Genomic DNA, 18,213 nt, shown 5'->3' on the forward strand with positions numbered 1-18,213 from the left:
GATGAATGTATAAATCTCCGATAACGATAGAAGCATTACAGGTGCTTGATACTATTGATCGTCGTGGTAGTTTTGCCGCGGCCGCTGAGCAGTTAAACAAAGTACCCTCGGCGCTCTCTTATATAGTTCAGAAATTAGAAGAACAACTAGCGGTGACTTTGTTTGTGCGTCAGGGTAGGCGGTCGGTATTAACGCCTGCGGGTCGCCACTTACTCGATGAAGGCCGTAAGGTACTTGGTGCTGTGAGTAAACTGACCGAGCAAACACAAACCATCTCCCATGGCTGGGAACCTAAAATAAATATCACATTCGATTCTCTTTTTGACATGCAGCTATTACTTAAACCATTAGCGCTGTTTTTAAATGAGCATCCGAATATCGAAGTAGACATGAATGAAGAAGTAATGAGTGGTTCGTGGGAAGCATTGATTGAAGATCGCACCGATTTGGTTATTGCTGCACCCGAGCCTATACCTAATCAACAAGGCATTAGTGTGACCGCCTTAGGCAATCTGCAGAAAATATTCGTTGTACCTAAAGACCATGAGCTTGTTAATTTTACAGCCCCAGTCAGCAAATCTGAAATTGATAACTACCGGACCGTCGTTGTGCACGACTCGGCAAGAACTGCCATACCTTGGTCAAATAACATTATTGAACAGAGTCGACATTTTTACGTCAATTCAGTTGAACACAAGATCCAAGCTATTATTGCTGGCATTGGCGTAGGCTATCTGCCGAAAACACGTATTCAATCACATTTAAATTCGGGTGATTTAGTCGAAATTGACCTAGGCGAAAGGGAGCCTGTATCAGGCATCTACCTTGCTTGGAAAACCGTGAATAAAGGGAAAGGGTTAAAACGATTAAGAGACATTATGCAGCAGTATTTAGGTCATTGATTGCTAAATAGTACGTTACCTTGCTTGTCTGGCTAGCTAGAAATTAATAGCGCTAATACAGTGTTTTCTGTCTCTGTAGCTGTGTATCTAGCAACGTTGCATAATCTTGTTACGACCAACGTTATTGGCTAAGAGATCAAATCGCCTAACAAGGTTCTGCCTCTAAATGAGTTAGAGCTTTGACTCACTCAAAATGTGAACTTATCGTTTTTACATAGATTTTATCATGTGATGAATCTGTCATATCACAACAGTACAATTGAACTCTATTGCGAGTTCAATTGTGATCCAGCCTTGGTTAGATTAGATATTATGCAAAGGGGCTCTCCCTCCTATAGTGACTTGTATCCCATATTACAAAAGCATTAGAAATAAGCATTTCAATTAAAATCGATGCGAAAGTGATATTCACTAAGGCAGTGCAAAATGATCCATCCAGAATTACGGGTTAAAATTGGTTTTAAAGGGGTAAAGTAAGCGTTAGAGAGGACTTTTTGCCTGAGTAGTGAATGACTCTAATATCGTTGTTAGGGCAAGTTTAAAATGTCACATTGTTCATGCCTTTAATCCCGAGATGAACTTGCTTTAAACTCAACGTCAGTAAGGTAAATCGGGTTCATCAAACGCTTGGGTTCATCAAACGCTTGGGTGCCTTACGGCTTGCCATTCTTGAGTTGCGGTTACGACTCGGTTCATTTTCTCGTTCATCCTGTGAACGCTTTGCAGCCGCTAAGACCGCGCCCAATCGTTTATTACTCACGACTTCACCTTGCTGAACATGTCTCAGCTTATCAAATATGCTGTATTCAAACGATTCACCGCAATGTTGAATCGAAAGCGTGCCATCAGGGTAATCATAAATCATAACTTTTTTACCGACCAGAGACTTGGCTTTATCGGTCGGTGTGAGCATGTAAATGACTTTATCGTACTGGAGTGTAAGTGATGTCGTTAAGCAGCGACTCACTTGACGCGCAAATATATCATCAAGCTCTACGTTAGATTCTTGGAGTAGGCGATGCTTATCGTCAGTACTGTGGGGTAAGCACGCAAAGCGTGCGTTATGGAGTGAAATATAGTGTGGAACCCAGGCATTCGCTTCTTCAATCGTATTGATACCAGCAAGCCTCATCTCCTTGATTAATCTATCTTGCAGAGTGTAATTTGCACGCTCAACACGTCCTTTAGCTTGTGAGCTATTAGCACAAATAAGCTCGATATTTAACTCGTATAACGCTCGGCTATACTGCGTCATTTGCTTGCTTGTTTTACGACTAGGACTGTTGATTTTAAAGACGGAATGCTTGTCGCTATAGAGCGCAATTGGCTTACCATATTCAGAAATATACTGACGGGTTACGTTCATATAATCATAGGTGGTTTCAGCTTCACAGAAATAAAGGGACATTAATTTACTTGTCGCGTCATCAATAAATACGAGTAAACAGCATTTAGGTGAGCGGCCTTCGAACCAATCATGATGAGAACCATCGATTTGAATTAATTCGCCAACACAATCTCGTCTATATCGGGGCTGATAGATTTGCCGTTTTTTGCGACGGCGAACAGTCCACAAGCCATCTGCGACCATCCATTGACGGAGCGTTTCACTAGATAGCTTGATGTTGTGATTCTCTAATAGTTTTTCACAAGCAAATGTGGATTTGAAGTCGCTGTATTTATCTTTAACTATGTTGAGGATTTGTTCTCTAAATTCGGCTGGATAGCGCCGATTGCTCGGCATGTTACGGCGCTTAGATACTAATCCAATATCGCCATGAAGGCGATATGCATTAACAAGTCGCTGAATATGTCTGCGAGTTAGATTTAGCAGTGTAGCGGCCGCTACTTGAGTGATCCGCTTATGACAAATATCTTTAATAACACCTAAACGATGCAGTTCTTTTTCGCTCATAGTAATCAACATGGCACAACTAGATGCTTGGATTAGTTACGACCAAGTATACCAAAATGTGACATCTCTAAATTGTTAGAATGTGACATTACTATATTGCACTTACAGTCTTAAACAAGCCAAATTCTCTGCACCATTCTCACGATATATTTGACAATTATCTTCATTCATCGTGGCATCAAGTACCCAGTGCAAACTATTTTCGATTAACCAATGCCCTCGAACTGCTTTAGCAAAACCGTTTTCCGTCAAATTTGCAGAACTAATATAGTAGCGGTAATCAAGCGATGCTTTACCACCCTTGACCTGCCTATAACCAATAGCAACACCAATACTTTTTAAATTTTTCTATTCAGGATGAACCTTAGCAATCTCTTGAGCATCAAGTACATAATAGTGTCTTGCTTCGATTCTTCCGTGAGCTTGCTCTATAATAAGTTGTTTAGGCTAAAGTTTTCTGTTTACTATTTCTGACAGTGCGTTTTGAACTGAAATGGATAGTGACTTTTGATTACCCTTAACAGCTAATAAATAATCACCACCATTATTAACAACTTCTTCTGTAATTTTAGTCTGACAAGCAATAGCATCGATAGAGATCAAACACCCCTTAATATCGAGTAACTTAATTAATTCAGGGATCGCGGTTATTTCATTAGATTTTGCATCAGTTTTAAACTGACCAATCACAACCTTATTTGCTGTCGCATAAGCACTAACCATGTGAATAGTTGATTGGCGATCGTCTCGGTTATAAGTGCCACGAAGTACCTTTCCATCGATAGCAATAAGTTCCCCTTTGCTTATCTTATTTATAGATTGCATCCAATCAATAAAGCATTGGCGAAACTGCTCAGGATCAATACGTGAAATGGTTCTAGCTATCGTATCATCAATCGGAAATCCATTAATAAACATATCATTACCTTGAAACCACTATTGGTGTCCTTCAGCATATTCTTGGATCTCTTTCCACCCATCAGCACCCGCTATGACAGCACATATTGTAAGAAACATAATATCAAAAAGAGGATGGGAAACTTTAGCGGCTTGACGCGGATCATCAATCGCCCCAAAGTGCTTGGCGAACTCGTCGAGCACTTTGGTATCTCCAAAAAATGTATATGAGATCATAAGTTCATGTTCAGGTCAAATCCGGGCTTAATATGATCAAAAAACGTTCATAATCTTGCCCTGACCACTACATACGCTTTAAATATTCAGATTAATCCTCACATATAGAGTATTGCTCTGCATTCAAAGATCCGGGACTAACAGTAAATTTTTTTACTTTTGTTAGTAATGCTGAAGGACCACTATAAAAATATCTTATACCATATAGGCTATTTTTCTCATATCTAAGTCGACTTGGTTTGTCGGACCAGATAAATGTACGATAACGTTGATCAGGTGTACCCCCTCCCTCTAAGATGCAAACGGTTCGACCCAACTCATCTGTTCTGATAAGTGAGAATGTGCCATCGGAACGTTTACTCCCTTTCACACCATTTCCGCTTTGCCCATATTTTATATGGTTAAAATATTTAGCATCTGAGCGAAGACAATTTTGAGAAGCAAGTCCTTCTACATTAATCACGTTACCATCTTTAAATGTATAGATATTTTGCTTGCCGTTTGAATTAGTAACGGTTGTTTTATCTGTGTCGTATTTAAAACTTGAAGACTCAATCCCATACGTAATTGAACTTCGCTTGACGAGGCCGTTTCGATAATACTCAACATTAGAGATTTCATTGCCATTTTCGATTACTTTAGTTATGTATGATATCTTTCCATTCAATAACAAATTGTCATATTGGTATATAATATTTTTAATATGTTTTTTGGTCGGTGATATTAATAAATCATCAAAATAATTCACTTCTGCAAGGGGCAGTTTATATTTTTTATTATCGGCATAATAAAATAATGCACTTAATCCATTACTGCTTTGCCAAGCAATAGGATAACCTAAAAAGCCATCCTTAAGGTATAGTTGTGGCTTATTCAGGTCGTGGGCAACAACTATTTTAAATTGATTATCGAATTCGTCATTGACTGTAATTAATGTTCCTTGAGACCAAAACCCTGCTCTTTGTGATGCTAAAGACGTATATTTATACTTTAGTGTTGCAATTAATTTTCCATTGTTTTTATTAAAAACGTCAATTTCATCTTCACTCTTATTTTCAATGAAGATTACACCCGAGTAGTTAAAAGTTTGTCTCTTTCCATTCTTGGTGATTAAGGTATCTAGTCGTCCATACTGGTTATAATGCTCAACAGCACCATCATTAGTGTATATAACCGACCCCCTTCCCTCAGGCTCTAATAAGCCATACCCCTTAATTAAACTTCCTTTAATTGGTAAAACCTTACCACTATCGGTATAGAATTTTTTATTTGCTAGATCAATATTACGCGAATATGTCACAGTCCACCTTCCACTTAAGCTATTATAAAATCGCTGAAAGTGAAGTGCATTTCTGCCCACGCCCTTGAATTCTGACACTTGATAAAATTTGTTACCGGAATATATATTAACAGGGTGATTTGTCATTATGTTACAAGCCTGCTCCCCTGTGCTATTACTATCAATAGAAGGTCCCCCAGATTTTATTTTATATCGGCTTTTGGTTAATGCAGAATTTATTCTACAGACAGGTTTTATCTGACAATAAGTCTTTGAATCCCCCCTTACCGCGCAACGTCCTCCGAAAGCATCGTCATCACCAGTAGATATTGTTGTTATATCTGGAACATTTTTTGTTAATTCCGCTATTCCAGTGGGATACCACTTACTACAAGCTTCAGCCCGACTACTGCTTTCATGTATATATTTATAAGGATAACTAGTTGTATCCACCACATAATAAAATTTTGAGCAGACTTCCCCGTTGGGGCAGGTTTTATATAAATCACTGGCCTGTACAGGCTTTATAACGAGATTTCCAATAAAAAAGATGAAGGAAAATAATATTAAAATCCTGATTAACACAGTAACTCCTTGATATGTTATTAGCAACGATATTGTATTTATTATTACTAGATCCATTATTTATCATTGTTAACTTTAGGATAGTTAGTTGCTTCACTACATATTTAATCACCTGTAGCTATTCATACCGATTGCAATCATAATGATAATGATAATGATAATGATAATGATAATGATAATAGTAATCATTATGACTCAAGCGCTTGGTGATTTACAGTTTTATGATAATAATTTGCATGCGAAATTAATAAGGGGCTGACTGTTACCACTAACAGGCGCCTTACAACTGCCTTTGGCGCAGGATAAATAATATAAGGATGAAGGATGAAAACACATAAGACGTTGATGAGCTGTGCAATATTATACTTAGTAATAAGTGGCGCAGTGGCGGGCAATAGCAAATATATAGACAAAGACCAGTACAAATACAACTATACCAAATACTATCATAACAGCGCAGGTTTAATTGAGGCCATTAACGGCCCAAGGACCGATGTTCACGATATAACGGTATACGATTATAATGCTAAAGGCCAAGTCGTCAGGATTACTAACGCATTAGGTCATATAACTGATTACAGGGACTACAACCGTTATGGTTACCCAGAAACAGTTACTAATGCTAATCGGAGGACAGTCAAATTAACTTATGACCACCTTGGTAACGTGCTAACTCGAACTGTATTTAGAAAGCAAGGGCAAGACACTACCACTTATACCTACATGTCGGGTAGTTCACTTATTCACACTATAACGAATTCATCAAATTACACTCTTATCTATAGTTATGATCCAGCATTACGACTGGAAACGACTAAAGACAGTAACGGCAATAAAATATTCTTTAAACGGAACAAAACAAAGAATAGTATTGTCATCAGCATTAATGATGCCCAAGGTAGGCTGATGTTGGAACACGAGAAACAGTTTGATGAACTAAATAGATTAATTAAAGATATTGGCGCAGTCAATAAAACCGTGAAAATAACTTATAATGCAGGAGGAAATCCGGTAATCTTAACTGATGCAAAACTCAACCAAACGGTGCAAACTTTTGATAGCCTCAATCGTTTTAAATTACTGAAAAATGCTAAGTCTGGTACAACTGAGTATACCTACAATAACCTAGATCAAATAACCAGTATCACCGATGCTAGAGGAAATACCACCGTTTATGAATATGACGGGTTCGGACAGTTGGTTAGAACCATCAGTCCAGATACTGGCATTACTGAGTTTGATTATGATAAAGCTGGTAATCTTATTTATAAAGTAGACAATAAAAAAAATATAGTCGTTTATCATTATGACGAACTCAATCGTTTACTTACGGAGGTCTATGTTGATTCTAAACATGATGTTAGCTATGAATATGACAGACCGTCCAATGGTGAATATGGCTTAGGCTTACTAACAAAAATCATCGACGAAAGTGGAATTACTGAATATCATTATAACCAGCAAGATCAAGTAACTAGAGAAATTCGCAATATTCGTGGCACTACCTACGTCACTGCCTATCAATATAATAGTAACGGTACCTTGCAGGAGATGACTTATCCAAGTGGAAGGGTCCTACACTACGAATATAATAACGAACACAGATTAACAGCTATTTCCACAGTTACGGCAACAACTATGAAGCATAGTTTAGTCAATAACCTTGAATACAACGCTTTTGGACCACTAGCCTCACTTAGATATGGTAATGACCTAACTAACAGCTACATCTATGATTTAGATTATAAACTTAGGCTTATAAAAAATGCTGTACAACAATTTTCTTATCAATATGATGCTAATGGTAACATAGCAACAATCAATAATGCTTTAGCTAGTGACCAAAATCAGGAATTTAAGTACGATGAACTAGACCGGTTAAAAGTCGCGATTGGAGATTATGGTAAGATCGACTACGATTATGACGCAGTGCATAATCGTACAAAAAAAATTGAACAAAATCACACAGGGGTAAAGGAAGAAACTTATCTTTATTCACATGAGAATAATCAACTCGAAGAAATAATAACATCAGGTGATGTCCCTCGAAATGTGCGGAATTTTAGTTACGATGAAAATGGTCAAATGCAGGGACACAAAGATGATCAAAGGCAGGGATTCCGAGGAGATGAAAAAGCAACACAATATTTTCATTACGACTCTAAAAATAGACTTTTAGCGAGCGTCAAAAATAACGAATCTTGGGCAGAATATACTTACAATAGCCTCGGTCAGCGAGTACAAAAAAATATAGGTGATAAGAAGAGGATTCATTACCATTACGACCTCAATGGTCAGCTTATAGCTGAAACACTTTCTGATGGCACCTTGATCCGTGAATACTTCTTTGCTGGTTCACTGCAGGTTGCAACGGCGATAAGTTCAGATCAAGGTGAAGCTGATATTTATTATGTGCACACAGACCATTTAGGCACACCAACCATGCTGACAGACTCTGGTTCCGTGCAATGGGCAGCACATTACACTCCATTTGGTAAAATCATCGTTGATGTCGATAATATTAATCAAGAAATACGCTTTCCAGGGCAGTATTTTGATAAAGAAAGTGGACTATATTACAACTACTTCAGGGATTACGATCCAGAGTTGGGGCGCTATATTCAGTCTGACCCGATTGGTTTGGCTGGGGGGATTAATACCTATGAATATGTTGCTGGGAATCCAGTTAGGTATGCTGATCCTAAAGGTTTATGTCCTTGGTGTGTATTCGGCGCGGCAGTTGGAGGGGGACTAAATGCATGGTCACAATATAACTCTGGTGGTCCTTTTGATTGGGGATCATTTGCAGCATCAACTGTCGTAGGTGGATTAGGTGGTGGACTTGGTAATCTAACTAAAAGTCTATCTTTGGCAAAAAATATAGCGGCAAATGCATACGGTAGTGCCTTAATTAGCGCAGGAGTTACAGCAAGTAAAAACGAATTATTAGGGACCTGTGATAGTATTGAAGATGCATTCATCAATGGACTTATATTTGGTGGGCTAGGGGCTGGAGTGGGTAACGGTACATCAGGTGTTTTTTCGAAAATAAATCGATCTCGATTTAATTCTCTCCCGCTATCTCAGCAATTATTTCTAACTTCTAATGCGTTACATAATTTGCCTAACTCCCCGATTCGGACGGTGGGAACAACTGTAGGTAATACTCTAGGTGGCGTAACTAGCAACCTACCTATAAATGCCAATAATTCTGGAGGTTAATTATGAATAGTTATGTGTGCTATGGTATTTATTTTATTTTATTTCCAGTGGGTGGTTTAAGCATCGGTTATGCTTTTTATTGGGTGTACTTGTTACTAGGGAATGAAGCGTCAGATATGATTTCTAATTTATTTGTATTTATCTGGTTTTCTTTCGGTGTGTTTTCTGGGGTGTATGGTGCCTATATTCTACGAAAGATAAATAAGAACATCCGCAGGCAATAAATTTAGGTTCTGTCGCAAACTGGAGTTTAGTGGTTCAAAATTAAAGGTGTGCACTTACAATGATCTACAATCGGGGATTTACAATCGTTGTTATGGCAAGTTTAAAATGTCATATCTAAAAACCAATAGAAATGTCGCTTTTGATAGCTAAACACCTTATGGTATAAGTGATATTGCTATACTAGATGATACCCCATTAGTGTTGTTTGCATAACGCATGTTATGGTTAATGGAGTGAGGGTATCAGTTAGATCCCTTCACTTCCCCTACAAAATCTAATGTGTATTATCTCGGTTAGTACAATAACTCTAAGCCAGTTTTGTCTAGCTCTGGCTTACAATGACTGAAGTATGAAGTGTGATCACCAAGCGACTTTGTCGTACCATAACTACCAAGCGACTTTGTCGTACCATAACTACCAAGCGACTCTGTCGTTTTTATAATTACCAAGGCTCTTTCCCCTTTGCGCCATTCGAATCTGGCCATTATATTTTCGTAGATTAATGAACTTCTTGAATAACTCCTACACTAAAAAGAAACAGGGCCGATTACATACAGTATTGGTATTTAGCTAGCTGCGCTAAAGCAGAGTATCTCACGGATGAATCGATGAAAATATTTTTTATATCTTTGTTTTTATTATCATTTTCAAGTTTATCTAGTTCGCTTACGTGGAGCCAGCAAAGAGGCCTGTATACGCAAGCTGTAGACTTACAAGCACAACAAATGTGGTCCGAAGCGTTACAAAAAACAGAGCAGATTCCTGCATACCCATTAACTTATCTGCTTGAATACCAACAGCTTAAAGCACACTTTAGCCGCAACAGTTTGGTTGCAGTGCAATCTTTTATAAAGGATAACCCTGATCGTCGCGTGAGTTATGATCTGCAGCGAAGCTATTTATATTACTTAGCAAAAAACCAATATTGGAGTGAGTACCTGTCTTTTTATCCGCAACGTCCCAATTCACTCGACTTGAAATGCTTTCATTTTCAGGCGCGATTAGCGGCCGATCAAGCAGATGAAACTTGGCCTGATGTGCAAAAAACCTGGTTAACGGGATTTTCCTTGCCGAATGCCTGTGATGGCGTCTTGGCGTATTATCTTAATAATAAAAAAATATCTCAGGCATTAATTTTTAAGCGTTTTAACTTAGCTTATGCAAATAATAAAACATCCCTTATGTCTTATTTAATCACCTTAATGGACAAGGAAAATGAACTGTTAGCTAAGCAGTTATATGACTTACATAAATCACCAACAAAGTTATTAAACAGCCCCTTATTTAAGAGCCCTTCATTTAACAACCCTTCATTTAACAACAAGGCGCATGCTAGCCACGATTTTTTAGTTGCGAGTATTAAGCGGCTTGCTAAAAAAGATATTGAATTAGGATTAAATGCATACCTCACTTATGAGCGTAAAAAATATTTTACATCGGCAGAGCAAGTCAAATTAAAAAAATACCTTATATCGCGCATTATGATCCGTAATGAAACTAAGTTGTTACCTTGGCTAGATAAAGCGCTTTCGGCTTTAGGGGATGTACCATTAACGGAGCATAGGATCCGTTATGCGATTAAATTTAATCATTGGGCCGATATAGAATACTGGTTGATGCAGCTGAGCGAGATTAAGCAAGTAGATAGTAAGCAACTGGATAGTCAATGGGTGTATTGGCAAGCACGAGTATTGGAAAAGAAACAGCAACAAAATCAGGCCGATAAACTTTATCAAAAAATCGCGGCTGAGCGTAATTACTACGGCTTTTTGGCCGCGCAGAAATTAGGTGTAGATTACCAGTTTAATGCCAATATAGTCAGCAGGCAGCAGCAAGACTTAGAGCATCTGAAAACACAGCTAGCACATATTGATGAACTGTATTTCCATCAACATACGTATTTACTTAAACGTGAGTGGCGGACCTTAATTAGCGCTCAAAGTAACAATTTGCAAAGGCAGTTAGGTTTATTTGCCTTCCAAAAAGGTTGGGCTCATCTGTCGGTCGTTGCCAGTATTCTTTCTAGAAGTTGGGATGCCTTGAATATTCGTTTCCCTGCCGCTAAACCACAGCTATTTTATGCTAATGCCGACCGATACCAACTCGATTTAAGCTATATTTACGCCATTACGCGCCAGGAAAGTTCTTTTGACGAGTCTGCTAATTCTCCGGTCGGGGCTCGTGGTTATATGCAGTTGATGCCGAAAACGGCAAAAGAGACCGCACGTAAAATTGGCTTGAAAAATTATAAGAAGCAAGCACAATTAACCGATGGCGATATCAATGTACAGTTAGGTACAGCCTATTTTGATAGCTTACTTAAGCGCTATAAAGGGAATCGGGTGCTGGCAACTGCGGCATATAATGCGGGTCCGAATCGAGTAGACCGCTGGCAAGCCAGCAAAGACGGCAGGGCAGAGCAAGGCTTAACGATGGATAGCTGGATCGAAGCCATTCCCTATAAAGAGACCCGACGTTATGTCAAAAATGTTTTAGCCTATAACGTCATTTATCAGCATATCTTAGATAAACCGCTTGAGTTTCTTACGCCTAAAGAGATCCATGCACGTTTTTAATATAATGAATCGCCTAACCATATCAGTAGGAAATATTTAGTTGGACAACAAAGCTGGTCAGTTCGTTTAAAATGCATAAATGCAATTGATAATAGTTCTCATTATCAATATAATTCATATCTGATTTGAGTATTAAACCAGTAGGTAATCTGTAGTGTTGGCACAAAATATCCGTTTATGGTTGTCTATAACAATGAGTTTGTTGTTGTTTCCTTTATATTTTCTGTATGTGGAATTACAGCAGAATGAGCAAGAACGGGATTATGAGGAACTGAATCAACATGCTAGCCTAGCGTTCGACACTGCTCAGCGTAATCTTGACGCTTTGCAGGAACACCTCGTGTCATTACGCAGTATGATGACCTACCAGCCTGAACTTTCTCGCCAGCAGTTTGATCAGTTTAATGCTCAGTCATCACTAAGTGATTACGGTATTGTTGTGTATGAGTGGATCCCTAAAACCAGTCAGCAGCAAACCCTGGATTTAATTAAGGAAGCTGTTAATACCGGCATTTTTGATTTTCGTTTTAGCCGAGTTGGAACAAGTGAAGTATTTTACCCTATTTATTATTCGGCCTCGGCTCAGATGAATGGTTTATCCTTGGGGATTAATCTGGCGGATATCGATAGTATTCGCGAGGGGATGACATTAGCGGCCATAGATAACAGTCTGCAGTTAGTGATCAGTGAGAATATGTCACTTGATGAAGCGACAACACCTGAAGTTAGGTTGTTGTTACCTGTTTTTGCTTTGAATGATCAAGGTGAGGTAGGTTCTGAATTGAGGGGCTATGTAAGTGCGATGACCCACTTTGATGCAGCGATGGAAATTCTTTTAGGGCCAGTACTAAGCCAGAGGCAGAATCTTGGTTTAGAGATCTACCGTGAATGTTTGCAAAATACTGAGCTGTTATTTACCTCGTTACATCAACAAAGCTCTAAACCTGAGTATCGAATTGACTTTACACAAAATTATGCAAATTGGCAGTTGCGATATCAGTTTGTTGATTTAAGTCCACCTATGCCTTGGTGGTATCTATCTCGCCCCATGCTAATTGTCATCGGTATTGGCTTAATCATTTCATTGTTTCTCTTGTTGTTACGTCATTCGCTATACCGTCGCATACGCGCTGAAGAACTCGCCAGAGAGAAGACACATTCGCTAGAGTTAGCACAAAATGAATATCATAACTTGTTTGAAAAAGTGGTTGAAGGTGTTTATAGCGCAACGCTTGAAGGACAGTTTTTAAAGGTTAATCCGGCGTTAGCTCGGGCTTTTGGTTATGAAGATCCAAGACAGATGCTGCAAGCGGTTGAGCATATTGGTCGGCAACTACATCGAGAAGATCAATCATATCAGGCCTTTTTAGAGACGTTAAAAGAGAAAAAAGAAATATTTAACTATGAATGGGAAGGCGAGGATCGACATGGGAATACTATCTGGCTGTCAGAAAATGCATATTTAAATACAACTGAGGATGATTGTGTCGTGTATCAAGGCACTTTGGATGTGATTACCGAACGTAAATGTAATGAGCAGCAGCTGAGTTATCAAGCCAATCACGATGCCTTAACGGGTTTGTTAAATCGAACTGCCTGCCAGAATTTTTTGGAACATTATTTACAGAATAAACAGTGGGGCGTGGTGCTATTTATTGACCTTGATGGTTTTAAAAAGATTAATGATACCTATGGGCATGGCGTTGGCGACTTTTATCTGCAAAAAATAGCGGACAGATTAACGCAGATTTTACGTAAAAAAGATCGAATTGCACGTATCGGAGGTGATGAGTTTGTCATTTATTTTGAGGGCGAAATGTCTCAACAAACCATTAAGTATGTGGCTGAACGTTTACAGCGTGAAGTCACTCAGCCAGTTCTATTCGACGGCGCGTCTATCGCTCTACAGGTTTCTGCCAGCATTGGATTCACCTTCTTGGGCCCTCACTATCAGCATGCTAGGGATATTTTACGAGATGCAGATCTGGCCATGTACGAAGTGAAAAAGAATGGTAAGGCCAATTATCAGGTATTTAGTTTAGCCTTGCATGAGCAGGTACAGCGCCAGACTGAATTTGATGATCTCCTACATAGTGCATTGGAAAAAAATGAGTTTAGTTTATGTTTTCAGCCTGTCGTCTGTTTGAAGGATGCCCGAACCCGAGGTTTTGAGGTCTTGTTGCGCTGGTATAATCCTAAATTGGGTCAGATTTCCCCTGAGCGTTTTATTCCGCTAGCAGAGAAATCTTTGCTGATTCAGCCCTTAGGTCTATGGGTGATTACTCAGGCGTTAGCTGGTTTTCGTCGGTTAACCTTGCTAAAGCCTAATGCAGGGCTTTATCTGAATATTAATTTGTCGCCGCGTCAATTACAGGATGATCAATTAGTGAAAGCTTTACCTAGATTGTTAACAGAGGCAAGAGTGGCACCAGAGAATATCCGTTTCGAACTAACAGAAAGTGCTTTGGATATGAATGAGCAAGTGGTGACAGAGCGTTTGTCGGCACTAAGGTCGATGGGCTTTCAAATATATATTGATGACTTTGGTACAGGGTATAGCTCATTAAAACGTTTGGTTCAGTTTCCGATTGATGGTATTAAAATTGATCGCTCGTTTGTTGATGGTTTAGAAGAAGACTCCAGTAAGCAGGTTATGATCGAGGTAATAGTTACGATGGCGCGTTTACTCAATTTACAAGTCGTCGCAGAAGGTGTGGAAACAGAGGCGCAACGGAAGTTGTTAGAGGTAGGTGGTTGCCGATTAGCTCAGGGCTATTTGTTTTCTCGTCCATTGCCGGAAGTTGAATTGAGCCGACAGCTTGTAAGTACTTGAACGGACTAATCCAACGGATTTTTGACGTAAAAGATTCATGACCAATTTAAAATTTCCTTGAATATCCAATCAAACCGTTTATGATAATAAGAATCATTATCACAAACGGTTTTTAGGGGATGCGATGAACTTGTCGACATTAAATGTTAAAAACACCTTAGGTGACGACTGCGCTCTTGAATATTATGAACAACTTGGCAATGCGATTGAGCATGCTGATTCACCGCAACGTCACGACATATTTTTGTCCTACTTTCAATTAAGTGATCAGATCGCAGCACCGCTTGATGTAGAGCAGTGCTGGTCACTATATTTAGCGCAGCTTGCTCTCCTTTTACGTTCAATAAAGAATGAACTGCTACCTAATCATTGGCGTCGAGCTTGTTACGAAGTGCTAAACAAGCCGCTACTTTCACTGCAACGTATAGCAACGACAACTGAAAAAAAACATCAGATAAATAGTTACTATATTCAAATAAACAAACAAGTAACAAAGGTATTCAACCTACACCCTTTTTAAATTACGTTAATCGCAGGCTAATCCGACGGTACTGAGTTAGTGCCATTCATCTGATAATTACGGAAAGAACAATGACAAACTTTAGAATAGAAACAGACAGTATGGGCGAACTTGAAGTGCCATCTTCGGCACTCTATGGCGCACAAACACAACGCGCAGTTAACAACTTTCCAATTAGTGGCCAGCAATTACCCGTCGGCTTTATTCGCGCCTTAATCCAAATTAAATCCAGTGCTGCGGCAGCGAATAAACAACTCGAGTTAGTGTCCCCAACGATTGCTGATGCGATTATTTCGGCTTGTAAAAACTTGTCAGAAATGGAAAATGTGATGCAGCATTTTCCGGTCGATGTTTACCAAACTGGTTCCGGTACTAGTTCGAACATGAACGCGAATGAAGTTATTGCACATCTTGCTAGCGAAATAGCCGGCGAGCCAGTCAGTGCTAACGATCATGTTAACTATGGTCAAAGTAGTAATGATGTTATCCCAAGTACAATCCATGTAAGTGCCGCACTCGCGCTTGCTAATCAGTTATTACCGGCATTAAATCATTTAGTTCAAGTTATTGAGACAAAAGCGCAAAGCGTTGATCATTTTGTGAAAACAGGGCGCACTCATTTAATGGACGCGATGCCCGTTAAAATGAGCCAAAGTTTGCATAGCTGGAGCGCGCAGGTTAAGCAAAATATTAATAACTTAACGGCGCTACAACCTGTGGTTCAGCGCTTGGCGCAAGGTGGAACAGCGGTGGGGACGGGGATTAATGCTCATGCAGACTTTAGCCGTGTATTCAATCAACAATTAAGTATTGCAACAGGCCTTGAATTCACGCCCGCAGATAATCTATTTGCATTAATTGGCTCACAAGATACCGCTGTTGCATTGTCTGGTGCGCTAAAAACAACCGCAGTATCATTGATGAAAATAGCGAACGACTTGCGCTGGATGAACTCTGGTCCACTGTCTGGTCTTGGTGAGATCGCCCTTGAAGCACTGCAGCCTGGGTCTTCAATTATGCCGGGTAAAGTAAACCCTGTGATCCCAGAGGCAATGGCGATGGTTTGTGCGCAGGTTATCGGTAACGACACCGCTATCACGATAGGTGGACAATCAGGAAACTTCGAACTTAATGTTATGTTACCTATGATTGCTAACAACCTACTTAATAGCCTGAATTTATTGAGTAATAACGTGGTGCTATTAGCTGATAAAGCCATTGCGACTTTTGAAGTACAGCAACAGAATATAGAACAAGCCTTGGATAAAAACCCAATTTTAGTGACAGCACTTAATCCTATTATCGGTTATCAACTAGCGGCTAAAATAGCTAAGATAGCCTACAAAGAGAAACGCGCGATCATTGATGTAGCGCTAGAGCACACTGAGTTATCACGTGAAAAATTGAGTGAATTACTCAATCCGCTGAAACTGACTCAAGGTGGTCTTTAAGTTAAATTTGTCCCTTGTGAGAGCAAGGGACTTGTACTTTATATTTTCGCTAATTATGTTAGTTTATGTTGTATATATTAAAATTAGCGTTAAATATTAAAGGTATAAAAGGATGTTTTTAGTTACAAATAGAGTGCAATTACGATCGCTCGATATGAGTGATACCGCCGAATTCTACGCATGGTCATGCGACCGAGACGTGACTCAATTTAGCTTATCTTCTTATGCCTACCCGCAATCCCAAACGGATATTTCAACCTGGTTATCAAGTATTAATAGCAATTCAAAATGCGTGTCATTGGGTATTTGCTGTGCTGAATCCGGTAAATTGATTGGTTATGCAGGTATTGCGTCAATCAGTACACTCAATCGTTCGGGTGAATATTTTATTCTTATTGGTGATAAAAGTTATTGGGGTAAAGGTATTGGTACAGAGGTTACCAAAGTGATCTCCGACTATGGCTTTAACACGCTGGGTTTACACCGAATTGAATTAACGGCCTATGCCAATAACCCATCAGCGATCCGCGCATATGAAAAAGCCGGTTATGTTCATGAAGGCGTTAAAAAGCAATCGGGTTACCGCAATGGTAAATTTGTCGATAAAGTAATGATGGCAGTGCTGGCAATTGACTGGCAAGGTATTAGTTAAACGAGTGGGCTTGTTCGGTTCACTGAACCAATAGATAACACTAAGGAAAGATTATGGAAAGCGAATACATACCACCGGCAGTTTGGACAAACGATAATGATAATGGCGGTACTTGGGCATCAATAAATCGCCCTGTTTCTGGTGCTACCCACGACAAAGTATTACCCGTTGGCATTCATCCTTTACAGCTTTATTCGTTGGGAACGCCAAATGGTCAAAAGGTCACGATCATGTTGGAAGAGTTGTTAGCCTTGGGCGTGATTGAGGCTGAATATGATGCTCACATTATTAACATTGGTGAGGGTGATCAGTTTTCATCCGGTTTTGTTGGTATTAATCCAAATTCCAAAATCCCTGCATTAGTGGATCAATCTGGTGAACCGTCGATTGAAGTGTTTGAATCGGGTGCTATCTTACTTTATCTTGCCGATAAGTTCGGCCATTTATTACCGAAAGATATCGTGAAGCGCACGACAGTATTGAATTGGCTATTTTGGTTACAGGGAGCTGCTCCGTATTTAGGTGGTGGGTTCGGTCACTTCTATGCTTACGCACCAGAAAAATTTGAATATCCAATTAACCGTTTCACGATGGAAATTAAGCGTCAACTCGACTTGTTAGACAAGCAACTTACTGCGAATAAGTTTATAGCAGGTGATGAATATAGTATTGCCGATATTGCGATTTGGTCTTGGTATGGCAACGTGGTGCTTGGTAAGGCATATGATGCTGCTGAATTTTTAGATGTTGGAAGTTATAAGCACCTGCTACGTTGGGCTCAAGATATCGCAGACCGTCCTGCTGTGCAGCGTGGTCGAATCGTGAATCGTACATCAGGCGAAGCATGGGAAGTGTTAAGTGAACGCCATAGTGCTGCTGATATCACTGAGGCTTTAAAGCTAAAACCTTAACACGTATA

11 protein-coding genes and 1 pseudogene are annotated in these 18,213 nt (G+C 39.4%); 8 read left to right on the forward strand and 4 right to left on the reverse strand.

Annotated elements, in window-relative coordinates:
- Positions 1 to 5: 5 nt before the first annotated feature.
- Positions 6 to 902 (forward strand): LysR substrate-binding domain-containing protein, encoded by an 897-nt coding sequence (locus HWV03_RS08015; RefSeq protein WP_211679230.1) that lies wholly within the window; start codon positions 6 to 8, stop codon positions 900 to 902.
- A 619-nt stretch (positions 903 to 1,521) separates the two neighbouring features.
- Here the strand turns inward: HWV03_RS08015 and HWV03_RS08020 are convergent.
- The 3 genes and pseudogenes from HWV03_RS08020 to HWV03_RS08040 all read right to left on the reverse strand — a co-directional run bounded on the left by HWV03_RS08020 (position 1,522) and on the right by HWV03_RS08040 (position 5,815).
- Positions 1,522 to 2,829, reverse strand: a complete 1,308-nt coding sequence (locus HWV03_RS08020; protein WP_446724895.1) for an ISNCY family transposase — start codon at positions 2,827 to 2,829, stop codon at positions 1,522 to 1,524.
- A 96-nt stretch (positions 2,830 to 2,925) separates the two neighbouring features.
- Positions 2,926 to 3,951: pseudogene (locus HWV03_RS22545) on the reverse strand (ISAs1 family transposase); the annotation flags it as partial.
- Positions 3,952 to 4,042: 91 nt separating this feature from the next.
- Complete coding sequence (locus HWV03_RS08040) at positions 4,043 to 5,815, reverse strand: DUF6531 domain-containing protein (protein ID WP_211679234.1); 1,773 nt, start codon at positions 5,813 to 5,815, stop codon at positions 4,043 to 4,045.
- 324 nt (positions 5,816 to 6,139) lie between these two features.
- Between HWV03_RS08040 and HWV03_RS08045 the strand changes: the two genes are divergently transcribed.
- Positions 6,140 to 9,037: an RHS repeat-associated core domain-containing protein gene (locus HWV03_RS08045; RefSeq protein ID WP_211679235.1), complete on the forward strand. Its 2,898-nt coding sequence runs from the start codon at positions 6,140 to 6,142 to the stop codon at positions 9,035 to 9,037.
- Positions 9,038 to 9,555: 518 nt separating this feature from the next.
- Here HWV03_RS08045 and HWV03_RS08050 read toward each other — a convergent pair.
- Entirely contained in the window at positions 9,556 to 9,747 is a 192-nt protein-coding gene (locus HWV03_RS08050) for a hypothetical protein (RefSeq protein WP_211679236.1), read from the reverse strand.
- Positions 9,748 to 9,870: 123 nt separating this feature from the next.
- Here HWV03_RS08050 and HWV03_RS08055 point away from each other — a divergent pair, with 123 nt between their 5' ends.
- The 6 genes from HWV03_RS08055 (at position 9,871) to yghU (ending at position 18,205) form a co-directional block, all read left to right on the forward strand.
- Positions 9,871 to 11,838 (forward strand): transglycosylase SLT domain-containing protein, encoded by a 1,968-nt coding sequence (locus tag HWV03_RS08055; protein ID WP_211679237.1) that lies wholly within the window; start codon positions 9,871 to 9,873, stop codon positions 11,836 to 11,838.
- Between the two features lie 154 nt (positions 11,839 to 11,992).
- A complete protein-coding gene (locus HWV03_RS08060) occupies positions 11,993 to 14,671 on the forward strand; it encodes a bifunctional diguanylate cyclase/phosphodiesterase (protein ID WP_211679238.1) in 2,679 nt (892 codons plus the stop codon).
- Between the two features lie 124 nt (positions 14,672 to 14,795).
- Complete coding sequence (locus HWV03_RS08065) at positions 14,796 to 15,191, forward strand: hypothetical protein (protein WP_211679239.1); 396 nt, start codon at positions 14,796 to 14,798, stop codon at positions 15,189 to 15,191.
- A 71-nt stretch (positions 15,192 to 15,262) separates the two neighbouring features.
- Complete coding sequence (locus HWV03_RS08070; protein WP_211679240.1) at positions 15,263 to 16,642, forward strand: class II fumarate hydratase; 1,380 nt, start codon at positions 15,263 to 15,265, stop codon at positions 16,640 to 16,642.
- A gap of 112 nt (positions 16,643 to 16,754) precedes the next feature.
- Positions 16,755 to 17,294 carry a GNAT family N-acetyltransferase gene (locus HWV03_RS08075; RefSeq protein WP_211679241.1) on the forward strand — a complete coding sequence of 180 codons (540 nt, stop codon included), beginning with the start codon at positions 16,755 to 16,757 and terminating at the stop codon, positions 17,292 to 17,294.
- A gap of 53 nt (positions 17,295 to 17,347) precedes the next feature.
- On the forward strand, positions 17,348 to 18,205 hold the full coding sequence (gene yghU / locus HWV03_RS08080) for a glutathione-dependent disulfide-bond oxidoreductase (RefSeq protein WP_211679242.1): 858 nt from the start codon (positions 17,348 to 17,350) through the stop codon (positions 18,203 to 18,205).
- Positions 18,206 to 18,213 lie beyond the last annotated feature (8 nt).

The sequence above is a fragment of the Moritella sp. 36 genome (genome assembly GCF_018219415.1).
Taxonomy (GTDB): domain Bacteria; phylum Pseudomonadota; class Gammaproteobacteria; order Enterobacterales; family Moritellaceae; genus Moritella.